The following is a 13,019-nucleotide window of genomic DNA, read 5'->3' as shown; positions in this document are numbered from 1 at the left end:
AAACGAGTGAGATTAAATATCAGAAATTTTAACCAAAGGCTTTACCTGATTTATAAAAATGAGCAGTGCAAAAAGGTACAGACAGTGCAGAATCTGCGAACTTACCGTATCCCAGTTTTCAATGCTGCAGCTGCCGACAATCAGAATTGACATCAAGGTGATCGCAGCAAAAATTACTTCCTGACTTCTGTAGCCAATCAGCAGAAGAATTCCGATAATCGCTTCGAAAAAGGGTAGTGCGTAACTGAAAGGCAAAGTAATAATCTCTGGAATCATCGATTTTTCCATAGTTTTCATCATCCAACCGCTGAATTCCTGCAGTTTCGGAAGCCTTACCAATCCGTGAAATGCGAGAGAAACAGCAATAGGTAGCCGCGCAAAAAAGAATAAAGTTTTAAGATTTTTCATTCGTTTTTTTTAAATAATTAATAATTCCGATTACATCTTCTTTACCAAAACCTGCTTCGTGTGCGCTTTGATAGGTTTTTTGTAAAACTTTAGAAAGAGGAAAATCTGCACCGGCATCAACTGCAAGTTTTACATCTTTAAGCATTAAATCCAATGCAAAAGCAGGATTAAATTTTTGCTGAATTAAAAGGGGAGTTTTTACTTTGGTAGCACCATTTCCGGTCGCGCTTTCGTTGATAATTTCGAGCATATCAAGACGGTCAAGACCGAGTTTATCAGAAAATAAAATGGTTTCGGCCAAGCCCTGATAGATTGTTGAAAGAAAGTAATTAATCGCCAGTTTTGCAGAAATTCCTTTACCGTTTTCGCCTGTATGAACGATTTGTTTCCCTAATTTTTCGAGGTATGGCGTTGCGCGATGCAATTCTTCACCGCTTCCGCCAACCATTATGATTAGTGTAGCGTCTGCTGCTGGTTTTGTGCTTCCGGCAACAGGCGCGTCGAGAAATCCTGCTTCTTTTACAATAACCGCTGAAGCAATATATTTTGAAGTCTCCAGCGAAATCGTACTCATGTCGATAAACAGTTTTTCTGAAATATCTTCCTTTAAAATCTGCGCGTATACTTCGCGAACTGCCTGATCGTCAGTAAGCATCGTAAAAATAATATCTGAAGATTTCACCAATTCCGGAATGTTTTTGGCGACAACAGATTCCTTACTGAAATCATCTGTCTTTTCTATAGACCGATTATAAACTGTCAGTGGAAATCCTGCTTTTTCTAAATTTTTAGCCATCGGATAACCCATATTTCCAAGTCCGATAAATCCTAATTTCTCCATTTTATATTTATAATTTATTTCAGCAAAACAAAAAACCTACCACTTAAGCACGAAAATATTCCCGCCGAAATTTTCATAAAAAAAAACGGCTTAATGCCGTTTAATGATTGAAGTAATTTTTTTTAATTTTCAGAATCTTTCGATTTTGACTTTCCGGAGGTGAAATACATGTAGGATAAGCCTAAGACCAAACCGGCAGCCATTGCCATTTTTGTACGCTTTTGCGGAACAGGCAAAATCGTTTCACCATAAATACGGCGCGGTTCAGATGACGGTTCGAAAACATTGCCGGGATCTGCAGGAGCATTTTTTAATTTCATTAAAACGCGCATTCCTGCGGATGCTGTATTGATAACGGTTTTAGGGAATATTTTATACATTCCTGTAAGAAGTTTAGACGTAAAATCCGGGAAGAATTCTTTTTTTGGATTTTTAGCAAGCTGAAGAATTTTTTCTGCAGTATCTCGCGGATCTGCAGCAAAAGGCGGAATTTTAAAATCCAAACCGGAATACTTTGCTGAATGTGTATTTCCTGTAGACCGCTGAATCTGTGGATATAAATTTGAAATATGAATATTTTTAAACTCAGAAATCTCACCCTGAAGACATTCCATCATACCACGAATTCCGAATTTTGAAGCAGAGTAGACCGCGCTGTAAGGCGCCGGCATAAATCCGCCAATAGAAATATTGTTAATTAAAATTCCTTCATTCTGTCTTTTAAAAAGTGGCAAAACGCTGTACGCACCGTGCATATAACCGAAAAGATTTGTTTTTACAACCTGCTCGTGCAGTTCTAAAGGGATTTCGTCAAATTTTCCGCTCGCCATAACGCCAGCATTATTAATGAAAATGTCTATTCGGCCAAATTCTTCAACGGCTTTCTCAATCAAATTATCCATTTCAGTTCCGACAGATACATCGGTAGGAACCGCTAAAGCTTTTACACCCAATTCTTCACAAATTCTTACGGTATCGTTCAAAGCTTCTTCACCGCGTGCAGCGATGACAATATTACATCCTTCGAGAGCAAAAGCTTCTACGGTTGCACGACCAACGCCACTGGAACCTCCGGTAATCACTACCGTTTTTCCTCTTAACGTATGATCTTCATTATTTTTCTGTGAGTTCATATCAAAAAGTTTATTGATTTAGTATCATAAAAGACATCTATAATTGCACCAAATCAAGTTTTTGATATAAATTTATTAATAATTTTGAAGTAGATGAATAGACTGTGATTTTTGGATTGATAAGAGTTTAAAAGGGTTTAATAAAACGTAACAAATATCCGATTTAACATAATATAAATTATAGGATATTTTTATAAAACTCTTTCAGAAGGATCTGATCACTTTGTAAAAGTAAAAATGCTCTAAAACTAAAAGTCTTAAAGCATTTTTATTATTTGGCGATCCGGACGGGACTCGAACCCGCGACCTCCGCCGTGACAGGGCGGCATTCTAACCAGCTGAACTACCGGATCTAAAACCGAAATAAACATTTTACCGTTCATTTCTCCTGCAAATATATAGTATTCATCGGCTATAACAAACTTTTCGTGATGATTTTGTTTTCAAAAATCGCAAGCCTATGGTTTTCAAAGCAATTATTTTTCACGGAGATTACATTAAATTTCTACATGTTAGATTTTATTTGAGAGCATAAAATTCATTTCTAATTTGTTTTACTCGCTGATTAATGACTAATTTTAGCCAGAATTATCCATAACAAATATTTAAAATGAAAAAATTATTCATTCCTTTTATCTTGGTTTTAGGCTTAATAAGCTGCAATAAACAGGAAAAAAAAGTACTAGTTCCGGAAAATAAAGACACAACTTCTGTCAAAGATATGTCGCCACAGGATCTGGAAATCAAATCGATGTGTTACGTCGGAAACACCGGTAAAGACAGTGTTTTTGTTAGTCTTGATGATAATCTCGGAACGGTTACCGGTAAAATATTTTATAAAAATAACGAAAAAGACAGCTCAAAAGGTGACGTCGTTGGTTTTAAATCTGGTGATACTTTGAAACTCACGTATGAATTTAAGTCGGAAGGCACGACCAGCAAACGCGATATCTTCTTTCTCCAAAAAGATGATAAACTCATTGAAGGAATTGGAAATGTGAAAGAAGAAAACGGCCAGACGATGTATGCAGACGAGAAAAAAATTGTCTACAAAGACGGCGGCACGCTAGAAAAAGCAGACTGTCTAATCGTGATGCGCGCTTTAAAATAAGTCAGCTTTTCTCCATAAAATATTGCTGAAAAGTTTCAATAAAATCGTTTACAGCTGCGTCGGGTGTATTCCAAGAAGTAATGATTCGGATGGCAGATTTTTCTTCGCTGATTTTTTTCCAGACGTAAAATTCAAATTTTTCGGCTAATTTCTCAATCAGATCATTTTTCAGAACCGGGAAAATCTGGTTTGTAAATGTATCAGATAAAAACTCGGTCTGGTTTTCCAGCATCGAGTTTTTTATTTTCATCGCCTGAAGATTGGCATGTTTTGCCAGTTCAAAATAAAGATCATCCTGCATTAAACCAAGAAACTGTATTCCCAGCAGCCTACCCTTCGCCAGTAACGCTCCTTTCTGTTTGATATTAAAAGCAAAATCCTGCTTTAAATTTTCATTTAAAATGATGATTGCTTCGCCCAGTAACGCTCCATTTTTTGTGCCGCCGAGATAAAAAACATCGACTAACTGCGCCAAATCTGAAAACTCAAGATCATTTTTTTCTGAAGTCAATGCCTGACCAAGCCGCGCACCGTCCAAAAATAAATACAGCCAATTTTTTCGGCAAAAATTAGAAATTTCTGTCAGTTCCTGTTTGGTGTAAACCGTTCCGACTTCCGTAGAATTTGAAAGATAAACGAGTTTAGGCATCACCTGATGCGGAATATTTTGATGAGCATCGAGCACATTTTGAATATCCGAAACCCAAAGTTTTCCGTCACCAGAATCGACACTTATAATTTTATGCCCAGTTGCTTCAATTGCGCCGGTTTCATTATTTAAAATATGTCCGGAAGACGCCGAAATTGCACACTGATAAGGCTTTAAAAGTGAAGAAATAACGATGAGATTTGCCTGTGTTCCGCCAGAAACAAAATAAATGTCTGCCAATTGATCATTCAGTTTTTTGCGAATTAAATGCTTCGCTTCAACAGAATATTGATCTTCACCGTAACCAGCTTGCTGAATATCATTCGTTTCTGTAAGCAGTTTTAAAATATTGGGATGGCAGCCTTCTGCGTAATCATTTTTAAAGGAAAATTTCATCTGGTAAAAATAAAAAACAAAAGATTCTGCAGAAAATTTTATTTTAAATTTTGTTAGATTTGTAATTAAAAGAATCTAACTTTTGAAAAATACGCTTACAGAAGAAAATTATCTGAAGGCACTTTTCCATCTGGTGGACCCAAACGGAAACGTGACGATCAATGAGCTCAGCAAGTTTCTTGATGTGAAAATGCCGAGTGTGAATAATATGATGAAGAAGTTTTCAGAGAAAAACTGGGTTATTTACGAATCGTACAAACCTTTGAAAATTACTGAAAATGGTCACCGTGAAGCAGCCTTGATCGTAAGAAAGCACCGTTTAACCGAAATGTTTCTGGTGAAAAAAATGAATTTCGGTTGGGAAAATGTCCACGAAATCGCGGAACAGCTTGAGCATGTACATTCAAAACTGTTTTTTGACAAAATGGATGAAATTTTAGATTATCCGAAATTTGATCCTCACGGTGAACCTATTCCTGATAAAGACGGAAATATTATTGCTCAGGATTTAAGAAAACTCAGCACCTGCAAAACCGGTGAAACTGTCATTTTCAAAGCCGTTACGCTTTCGGATGATGCGCTTCTCAATTATCTCACAGAGCGCAATCTCCTACTCGATACTGAGCTGAAAATCGTAAAAATTGAAGAATTTGACCGTTCGCTTCAAATAGAAATTAACGGTAAGAAAGAAATTTTAAGCAAAAAAGCAGCAGAAAAAATTCTGGTAAAAAGCTGATAAAAGTTTAAGTTTAATTTACATAAGATTGTCTTCTGAAGTTTATCTTTGCACACAGAAAAATAAAAAAATGAACAATATTCAGTCGAAAATTCTCTTTGCTTTTTGCTTCATCGCGTCGGTCTATTCGTATGCATGGGGACTTACAGGGCACAGAATTATTGCAGAAATTGCAGAGAACCATCTTTCCGGAAAAGCCCGCAGAGAAATCAAGAAACTTCTCGGACATGAAAAAATGGCATATTGGGCCAACTGGCCGGATTTCATAAAGTCTGATACGACGGGCGTTTACAAAGAAACTTCAGCGTGGCATTATGTAAATATTGATCCGTCTAAAGATTTTCCTTCTTTCGAAAAAAATCTTAATGCGCAGGCCGGGAGCAATCTTTACAGCCAGATAAAAACGCTTTCTGCACAGATCAAAAATCCGGCAACGGCAGAAAAAGACAAAAAAATTGCTTTGATTTTCCTGATTCACATGATGGGAGATTTGTCGCAGCCAATGCATACAGGAAGATCTGAAGATTTGGGAGGAAACAAAATTCAGTTGACGTATTTTGGTGAGAAAACGAACCTTCATTCTCTTTGGGACGGTAAACTGGTTGATTCTCAGAAATACAGCTATACAGAATATGCAAATCTTCTGGACATTAAAACAAAAAATGAAGTTTCTCAAATTCAGTCAGGAACTTTGGAAAACTGGCTTTTTGATTCTCATCAGATTGCCAATAAAATCTACGCTCAGACGCCTGCAGACTCTAAACTTTCTTACGATTATCAGTATAAATTTAATGCAATCATGGAAAGGCAGCTACTCTACGGCGGTCTCCGTCTGGCAAAACTGCTGAACGATATATTGTAAATTTCATTATGAAAATCATATAAAAACAGGACTTCGGTTCTGTTTTTTTTGTCCTTTAAAAATAAATTAATAAGACTGTAACCTTTTCGCCGTTGTGAACGTATATTAATATGTAACTCTTTTTGAGACAAAATAAGAATGAGACAATTAAAAATAACAAAGCAGGTTACCAACAGGGAAACTGCATCTTTAGACAAGTATTTGCAGGAAATTGGTAAAGTTGAACTGATTACGGCAGATGAAGAGGTAGATTTAGCTCAGAAAATCCGTGCGGGTGACCGTGCCGCTTTAGAAAAACTGATTAAAGCTAACCTTCGTTTTGTGGTTTCGGTTTCGAAACAGTATCAGAATCAAGGTCTTTCTCTTCCCGATTTGATCAACGAAGGAAATCTTGGTTTGATGAAAGCTGCAAAAAGATATGACGAAACGAGAGGTTTCAAATTTATTTCTTATGCGGTTTGGTGGATTCGTCAGTCGATTTTACAGGCTTTGGCAGAACAGTCGAGAATTGTAAGATTGCCATTGAACAAAATTGGTTCAATCAACAAAATCAACAAAGCGTACGCACACCTTGAGCAAGAAAATGAAAGACCACCTTCTCCGGAAGAATTGGCTGAAGTTTTGGATATGAGTGAAGAAGACATCAAAGAATCAATGAAAAACTCCGGAAGACACCTGTCGATGGATGCTCCATTGGTAGAAGGTGAAGATTCTAACTTATATGACGTTTTGCGTTCTGGGGAATCGCCAAGCCCGGATAAAGATCTGATGTTGGAATCTCTTCAGATTGAAATTGAAAGAGCATTGAACACTTTGACGCCAAGAGAGGCTGATTTGGTAAGACTGTATTTCGGACTGAACGGAAAACATCCCATGACTTTGGAAGAAATTGGTGAAACTTTTGATCTTACTAGAGAAAGAGTTCGTCAGATCAAAGAAAAAGCAATTAAAAGACTGAAACACAATACCAGAAGTAAGATTTTGAAGTCTTATTTGGGTAAATAATTTCAGATTAATTTGAATAAGAGAGCTTGATTTTTTCAGGCTCTTTTTTTTGTATTTTTATTTTTAAAACTTAAAGTTTAGCATAAATGAAAATTACAGTCGTTATCATCTCATTTTTATTTGTTTCGAGCTGTCGTCAGAAAGATAAAGTGACGGCTACGAAAATAGTAGAAACCGCTTCTAAAGGCACATCATCTGACTTTCCAATTAAAAGATTAAGAAATACCCAAGACATTGTCAACGGAATGTATTCTGAAATTTCCGAGAAAAATAAGCAATTAAAAGATCTTGATGAGAAAATTGTGCAGATTCACGATGACAGTAAAATTATGAATGATCTCTATAATGAAATGATTAATAACTCTAAAGATTATTATCTGGAGGCATATAGAAAAATTTCGAACTTACATGATCCTGTTGCAAAAAAAGAAGTCTTAAAAATAATGGGTGCAAGCTCTGAGAAGTTTGAAAATAAAATTTCAAAACTTAAGAAGCTCAAAGATCAAATGAGATTCAACAATCATAAGATTTATGCATATTATAACCTTCTTAAAGTAAGAAAAACGCTTCCCGAAATCGAAAAATATCAAAATGCGCATCCTTTGAAAACTGACAGTCTTGAAAAATTCATTATAAAACAGAATAAACTTTTGAATGAACTTAAAACCTTGAAGTAAGACAAAAAAAAGAAACCCAAATCGGGTTTCTTTTTTATTTAATTTTAAATTCTAATCTCACATTAAAAAACCGTCCTGTAAGCCGCACCGGAACCGGATACATCAGATTGGTATTAGCATCGGTTATCCACTGATTTGCGACGGTGTTATTGATGTTAAAGGCATTAAAAACCTGCACGCCCAAAATAATTTCTTCAAAATTACTCCAGAATCCGTAGGTCTGTTTTTTCTCTTTCGAATCGATAAAAACTTTCGAAAGTCCGATATCTACTCTTTTATACGATGGCAAGGTTTTCTGATACTGATAAGGGTCTGTGAAAATCGGCGCACCATTTGGCAATCCCATTGCATAGGTCAGCGTAAGATTGACGCGCATTGAAGGGAATTTAGGCATATAATCTTGGTAAAACATCGAGAATCTTAAACGCTGATCTGTAGGTCTTGGAATATCACCCCGACCGTCAATGTTCTCAAAAACCCGAGCGTAACTGGCACTTAACCATGAATCAATACCGGGAACAAATTCGCCAAAAAGTCTCGCATCTATGCCATACGCATATCCCGTTGCATTATTTTTCCCGGAATATCTGATTCTCACATTATCCATGTAATACGGAATGAGGTTATCCAGCTTTTTATAATACAGTTCAGTTGTCAGTTTAAAGGGACGGTTATCAAAAGTAAATTCATAATCATTCGCCAGAATCGCCTGTATCGACCGCTGAGATTTGATATTTGGATTGAAATTTCCCTGAAGATCTTTAATTTCTTTATAAAAAGGTGCCTGATAATAAATTCCACCTGAAAGCTTGAAAAGCATGTCGGTATTCCAATTTGGTTTTATCGCAAACTGCGCACGTGGAGAAAAAATGGTTTCATTATTAAAACTCCAATGCGCGACTCTCGCTCCGGCGTTGACAAAAACTTTGCTTTCACCCCAGAAAAATTTCTGCGAATACTGTGCGTAAGCAGACATTCTGGTCGGTTGAATATGATTATTTCCCTGAATGCTGTAAAATAGATCGAGATCGGAAACATCCGGAAAACGCGGATCATCCGGTGGTCGCGGTACGCTGTAACCTGATGAATCGACTAATTTATATTCATTCGTCAGATCGCGCAGATTTTCTTTTTCATATTTAAATCCAACCTCGATATCCGTATTTACATTCGGCGAAAAACGAGTTCTAAACTGTGTTCCATACGTTCTTACAAAAAGATCATTTCGTGCATGCTCGATCTGTCCGCCCACATCGTAGGACGTAATTGGTTCACCTGTAATCGGATTAAAAGTCTGTAAAATATAGCTTGAAGCGACTGTATAATATTCTCTTTCACGGTTCTGATAAGAGAAACTGTCGAGTGTGAAACGCCATTTATCTGAAGGTTTGTAGTTCATCGAAAAAGTTCCCATCATGTTTTTGTACATGTCGTTTTCTTTTCCGTTGTAAAAAACATTCAGGTTTATCGGTCTTTGAACGGTTCCAAAATCTACACTTCGCTCTTTCGGAATCATTTCATAGTCATTTTTCGAATAATATCCGATAAATGAAAACGTGAATTTATCGCTCAGATGGTAATTTAGATAGGTCTGAAAATCGTAATATACCGGATTAAAATCCGTGTCTTCATTCAGTGTATTTAAAACAAGATTCGTATTCCTGAATCTACCTGAAAATAAAGCGGTCAGTTTTTTGTTTTTCGTTGCCAAACCTGCAGAAAGCCTTCCACCAATTAAACTTGCTTCTCCGGAAACTTCAGATTTTTCAGGTTCGCGGTAGTAAATATTTAAAGCCGAAGACATTTTATCGCCATATCTTGGCTCAAAACCTCCGGCAGAAAAATTGACCGTAGAAACCATATCGGGATTGATGATACTTAAACCTTCCTGCTGAGAATTTCTGATCAGAAAAGGACGGTAAATCTCAATATCATTGATGTAAATAAGATTTTCGTCGTAGTTTCCGCCACGCACCATATATTGCGAAGAAAGCTCTGTATTTGAGTTTACAGACGGCAAAGTTTTTAAAATTCCTTCGATTCCTCCGGAAATACTCGCTACATTCTGCGCATCCTTGGCAGAAATTTTTACGGTCGTGAGATCATTGGTCTGTCCCACTGCTTTTTTCTGGAAGACCACTTCTTCAATATCAGAGGTTCTTGCTGTATCTCTTTTTTTTTGCTGAGAAAACAGGAACGTGGGAACCGCAAGAATAAGCGGGAGAACTATTTTTTTCAAAAGAACTGTTTTAGAATTCTAAATTTAAGTATTTTTTAACAATTACAATATAGATTCACGAACTCTCGTGAGTTTTTGTAACAAATCTTCTAAAAGATCGAGTCTCAGCATGTTTGCACCATCAGAAAGTGCTATTTCCGGTGTTGGATGTGTCTCAATAAAAATTCCGTCTGCGCCAACTGCGATTCCCGCTTTTGCAACAGTTTCGATCAGTTCGGGTCTTCCACCGGTAACGCCTGAACTTTGATTTGGCTGTTGAAGAGAATGTGTCACGTCTAAAATCACAGGCGCATAATCGCGCATGGTCGGAATTCCGCGGTAATCTACAATAAGATCGGTGTATCCAAATGAATTTCCACGCTCGATAATAGCTACTTTTTCATTGTTTGAATCGGTGATTTTCTGAACTGCAAATTTCATCGATTCAGGAGACATAAATTGCCCTTTCTTCAGCGTTACACATTTTCCTGTTGCCGCTGCGGCCACCAAAAGGTCGGTCTGACGAACCAAAAATGCAGGAATCTGCAGAACATCCACATACTGTGCAGCCAGCGCTGCGTGGTCGTTTTCATGAATATCTGTCGTCGTCGGAATATTGAACTTCTCTCCCACTTTTCTTAAAATTTCAAGCGATTTCTCTTCGCCAATCGTTGTGAAAGAATCTACTCGGCTTCGGTTAGCTTTTTTAAAACTTCCTTTAAAAATATACGGAATATTAAATTTGTCCGTCAGCGAAATCACTTTTTCCGCAATACGCATTGCCATATCTTCGCCTTCGATAATGCACGGACCGGCGATTAAAAAAAAGTTTTTAGAATCTTTGTGCTTTATATTTTCTAAATGCTGAATCATTTTTTATCAGATTTTTTATTATTAAAATGGATTGAAATTTTATTTAAAATTTTTTCAAATGTATTGATATTTCTGCTGGTAAACTGATCTCTCAGATTTTTCCTGCCTAAAATTTTCCCGAATTCTGAGTTTAATGTATTGCCTTTTGCAATCTGCCAGTAAAAATTATTGGCAACAATTTGCGCTTTTTCAGAATCATCATGCGATGTCTTTTCAAACTCGTTTAGGAGAATTTTCTCGATTCCGTCATTGCCCACAAACGCATACTGATGAAGTTCTGCGTTTTTGTCAAAAGAATTATTTTTGAGAATTGCATTGATCTCTTCGTCAGATTTAATGAATAGAAAAGCTTCATAATCAAAATAGTCTGACAAGGCTTTTTCAAGAATTTTTTTTAAAATTTCTGGATTATCGTCTGAAGAAAAAATAATATTCCCGGAAGCCAAAACCGATGAAACGTCAGACATTCCGGCGTCAGAAAAAACGGTGCAGACTTCGGCCATTTTCATGGATGTTCCTTTCACGTTGACGCCGCGAAGAAATGCGCAATATCTCATTTTTTGATGTATAAATTATAATCGGTTCCTGAAGGTTTCAGCCGGTAAATTTTCTCCAGAATTTTATTTTCGCTTTTCAGATGATCTTTAATTCTAAATTCTTTTAAAAGACGATAATTTTTCCTGTAGAATTCGCCATTTACTCCATCAAAAAGATTTTCGTAGGACAAAAGATATTTTGGCTGACGGTTTTTTACTGTATTAATCCAGTAATTCTTTTTGTCTTTTTTAATTTCCTGCTGAATTTTCTGATCAACCAAACCTACTTCATCAATTGTTTTTAAACCAGAAAAATAAGGAACATAACCCGCAGGTTCGAGCAGAATCCATTGGTTTTTATCTTTTTCAAAATGATTTAAAAACAAACCAATCGAGCGTCTGTAATTCCATTCGCCGTTTCCTGTCGCGATAGAATGAACCGTCTGAAAAGCTAGCATCGGAACGATATAAAACATAATCAGCGAAGCAAGCCACCAGTTTCTCCGCGTCTTTTGTTCAATGACAAAAACTAAAACAGGAACGAAAAGTAAAATCTGCGGGACCCAGTAATACCAGTCGAAAAGACTTTTTTGCGACATGAAAATTATCTGCTTCGTCCACGCGAAAACAAAGAGAATACAAAGGAAATAATTTCTGCTCTTTTTCTGACGAATGAGATAAATAAAACAGAGAATTTCGAAGAACGCGATGACAAAAAACAGTGGATTAAAATCACCGGGAAGTTTGACCATCGACCAAAAATTACTGAAATTCAGCCTGAAATAATCCCAGTTCTGACTTGCCGTAAAATTGCTGTCGTAACGAAGTTTTTTAGCCACAATCGTATTGTTGACAATTTCACCGAAATAAAACCAGTTGAAAGCAATTGTAGCTGCCAAACCTAAAATTCCTCCGAAAATATAATTCCAGCGGATTTTTTTTGTCCAGAAAACATCGATCAGAAAAACGATTCCAAGAAAAATAACGGTATCGATTCTGGTAAATAAAATGAGAATTGGCAGAATAATAAGCGCCCATTTTTTCTCTTTTTGAAAGCCAAAATAAAGCAAAGCCATTTCCAGAAAGAAAAGAATACCGTATTCCATTCCCAGAACAGAAATTTTTATGGAAGGTGGCAAAATTCCAAAAAGAAAAATGAAAATTGCCTGGTGCCAGAAATCTTTTAAAATAAGTTTTGCCAAAAGCCAGCTTCCTAATGAAAATAGAATGGTATTGAAAACGAGAATCGGAATGATAAAATACGCTTTCCCAAAAATTAAATTAAAAATGAAAGAAACAAAAACATAAAGATGCGTGGTGGAAGCCGAAATTTTTGTCTCGCCATTGAAGCCGATCACACCGTAATCTAAAAGATTCTGCGCCACACGCCACGTGATAAAAGCGTCTTCCTGAATGTGATGCGTGAGCAAAAAAAGCAGCTTCACACAAATGCCCAGCACGACGGCCAGCAGGGGAAGATTCCGGTTTTGAAAAATGGTCATTGTTGTTTTTTGTTCAACAAATATAATAGGAAAATTCAGGATTATCAACATAAAAAAAACGGAGCCGAAACT

At 36.6% G+C, this 13,019-nt stretch carries 13 protein-coding genes and 1 tRNA gene; 5 read left to right on the top strand and 9 right to left on the bottom strand.

Features of this window, described 5'->3' with window-relative positions; genetic code table 11:
* Window positions 1–12: 12 nt before the first annotated feature.
* The 4 genes from ASG01_RS01725 to ASG01_RS01710 form a co-directional block, all read right to left on the bottom strand.
* The gene (locus ASG01_RS01725; RefSeq protein ID WP_055859029.1) at window positions 13–408 is read right to left on the bottom strand and encodes a DoxX family membrane protein; all 396 of its coding nucleotides are present in this window, start codon (window positions 406–408) and stop codon (window positions 13–15) included.
* Complete coding sequence (locus tag ASG01_RS01720; RefSeq protein ID WP_055859026.1) at window positions 395–1,249, bottom strand: NAD(P)-dependent oxidoreductase; 855 nt, start codon at window positions 1,247–1,249, stop codon at window positions 395–397. Before ASG01_RS01720 ends, ASG01_RS01725 begins: the two co-directional genes overlap by 14 nt.
* Window positions 1,250–1,371: 122 nt before the next feature.
* Complete coding sequence (locus ASG01_RS01715; RefSeq protein WP_055859023.1) at window positions 1,372–2,382, bottom strand: SDR family NAD(P)-dependent oxidoreductase; 1,011 nt, start codon at window positions 2,380–2,382, stop codon at window positions 1,372–1,374.
* Between the two features lie 276 nt (window positions 2,383–2,658).
* Window positions 2,659–2,735: transfer RNA gene (locus tag ASG01_RS01710), tRNA-Asp, on the bottom strand.
* A gap of 257 nt (window positions 2,736–2,992) precedes the next feature.
* Between ASG01_RS01710 and ASG01_RS01705 the strand changes: the two genes are divergently transcribed.
* On the top strand, window positions 2,993–3,493 hold the full coding sequence (locus ASG01_RS01705) for a hypothetical protein (protein WP_055859020.1): 501 nt from the start codon (window positions 2,993–2,995) through the stop codon (window positions 3,491–3,493).
* Window position 3,494: 1 nt separating this feature from the next.
* Here the strand turns inward: ASG01_RS01705 and ASG01_RS01700 are convergent, their stop codons facing one another.
* On the bottom strand, window positions 3,495–4,538 hold the full coding sequence (locus ASG01_RS01700) for a threonine aldolase family protein (RefSeq protein ID WP_055859017.1): 1,044 nt from the start codon (window positions 4,536–4,538) through the stop codon (window positions 3,495–3,497).
* A gap of 82 nt (window positions 4,539–4,620) precedes the next feature.
* Between ASG01_RS01700 and ASG01_RS01695 the strand changes: the two genes are divergently transcribed.
* The 4 genes from ASG01_RS01695 (at window position 4,621) to ASG01_RS01680 (ending at window position 7,818) form a co-directional block, all read left to right on the top strand.
* A complete protein-coding gene (locus tag ASG01_RS01695) occupies window positions 4,621–5,274 on the top strand; it encodes a metal-dependent transcriptional regulator (RefSeq protein WP_055859013.1) in 654 nt (217 codons plus the stop codon).
* A gap of 70 nt (window positions 5,275–5,344) precedes the next feature.
* Window positions 5,345–6,136 carry a S1/P1 nuclease gene (locus ASG01_RS01690; protein ID WP_055862035.1) on the top strand — a complete coding sequence of 264 codons (792 nt, stop codon included), beginning with the start codon at window positions 5,345–5,347 and terminating at the stop codon, window positions 6,134–6,136.
* Window positions 6,137–6,274: 138 nt separating this feature from the next.
* Window positions 6,275–7,141, top strand: a complete 867-nt coding sequence (locus ASG01_RS01685) for an RNA polymerase sigma factor RpoD/SigA (protein ID WP_055859010.1) — start codon at window positions 6,275–6,277, stop codon at window positions 7,139–7,141.
* An 86-nt stretch (window positions 7,142–7,227) separates the two neighbouring features.
* Window positions 7,228–7,818: a hypothetical protein gene (locus tag ASG01_RS01680; RefSeq protein ID WP_055859006.1), complete on the top strand. Its 591-nt coding sequence runs from the start codon at window positions 7,228–7,230 to the stop codon at window positions 7,816–7,818.
* 34 nt (window positions 7,819–7,852) lie between these two features.
* Here the strand turns inward: ASG01_RS01680 and ASG01_RS01675 are convergent, their stop codons facing one another.
* Genes ASG01_RS01675 through ASG01_RS01660 form a run of 4 tightly spaced genes read right to left on the bottom strand, consistent with a single transcriptional unit; the run spans window position 7,853 to window position 12,947 of the window.
* On the bottom strand, window positions 7,853–10,057 hold the full coding sequence (locus ASG01_RS01675) for a TonB-dependent receptor plug domain-containing protein (protein ID WP_055859004.1): 2,205 nt from the start codon (window positions 10,055–10,057) through the stop codon (window positions 7,853–7,855).
* Window positions 10,058–10,099: 42 nt separating this feature from the next.
* On the bottom strand, window positions 10,100–10,909 hold the full coding sequence (kdsA, locus tag ASG01_RS01670) for a 3-deoxy-8-phosphooctulonate synthase (protein WP_055859000.1): 810 nt from the start codon (window positions 10,907–10,909) through the stop codon (window positions 10,100–10,102).
* The gene (locus ASG01_RS01665; RefSeq protein ID WP_055858995.1) at window positions 10,906–11,466 is read right to left on the bottom strand and encodes a DUF1697 domain-containing protein; all 561 of its coding nucleotides are present in this window, start codon (window positions 11,464–11,466) and stop codon (window positions 10,906–10,908) included. Before ASG01_RS01665 ends, kdsA begins: the two co-directional genes overlap by 4 nt.
* On the bottom strand, window positions 11,463–12,947 hold the full coding sequence (locus ASG01_RS01660) for a hypothetical protein (RefSeq protein ID WP_055858992.1): 1,485 nt from the start codon (window positions 12,945–12,947) through the stop codon (window positions 11,463–11,465). The genes ASG01_RS01665 and ASG01_RS01660 overlap by 4 nt, the downstream gene beginning before the upstream one ends.
* Between the last annotated feature and the right edge of the window lie 72 nt (window positions 12,948–13,019).

Origin of the sequence: Chryseobacterium sp. Leaf180, assembly GCF_001424585.1 — a bacterium.
Lineage (GTDB): Bacteria > Bacteroidota > Bacteroidia > Flavobacteriales > Weeksellaceae > Chryseobacterium.
This window is presented reverse-complemented; position numbering and strand designations above follow the sequence as displayed.

Bases quoted from the DNA above. Each gene is read 5' to 3' on its own strand.
- ASG01_RS01720 (WP_055859026.1), bottom strand. From the start codon at position 1,249: ATGGAGAAATTAGGATTTATCGGACTTGGAAATATGGGTTATCCGATG.
- ASG01_RS01700 (WP_055859017.1), bottom strand. From the start codon at position 4,538: ATGAAATTTTCCTTTAAAAATGATTACGCAGAAGGCTGCCATCCCAAT.
- kdsA (WP_055859000.1), bottom strand. From the start codon at position 10,909: ATGATTCAGCATTTAGAAAATATAAAGCACAAAGATTCTAAAAACTTT.
- ASG01_RS01725 (WP_055859029.1), bottom strand. From the start codon at position 408: ATGAAAAATCTTAAAACTTTATTCTTTTTTGCGCGGCTACCTATTGCT.
- ASG01_RS01680 (WP_055859006.1), top strand. From the start codon at position 7,228: ATGAAAATTACAGTCGTTATCATCTCATTTTTATTTGTTTCGAGCTGT.
- ASG01_RS01715 (WP_055859023.1), bottom strand. From the start codon at position 2,382: ATGAACTCACAGAAAAATAATGAAGATCATACGTTAAGAGGAAAAACG.
- ASG01_RS01685 (WP_055859010.1), top strand. From the start codon at position 6,275: ATGAGACAATTAAAAATAACAAAGCAGGTTACCAACAGGGAAACTGCA.
- ASG01_RS01705 (WP_055859020.1), top strand. From the start codon at position 2,993: ATGAAAAAATTATTCATTCCTTTTATCTTGGTTTTAGGCTTAATAAGC.
- ASG01_RS01660 (WP_055858992.1), bottom strand. From the start codon at position 12,947: ATGACCATTTTTCAAAACCGGAATCTTCCCCTGCTGGCCGTCGTGCTG.
- ASG01_RS01665 (WP_055858995.1), bottom strand. From the start codon at position 11,466: ATGAGATATTGCGCATTTCTTCGCGGCGTCAACGTGAAAGGAACATCC.
- ASG01_RS01690 (WP_055862035.1), top strand. From the start codon at position 5,345: ATGAACAATATTCAGTCGAAAATTCTCTTTGCTTTTTGCTTCATCGCG.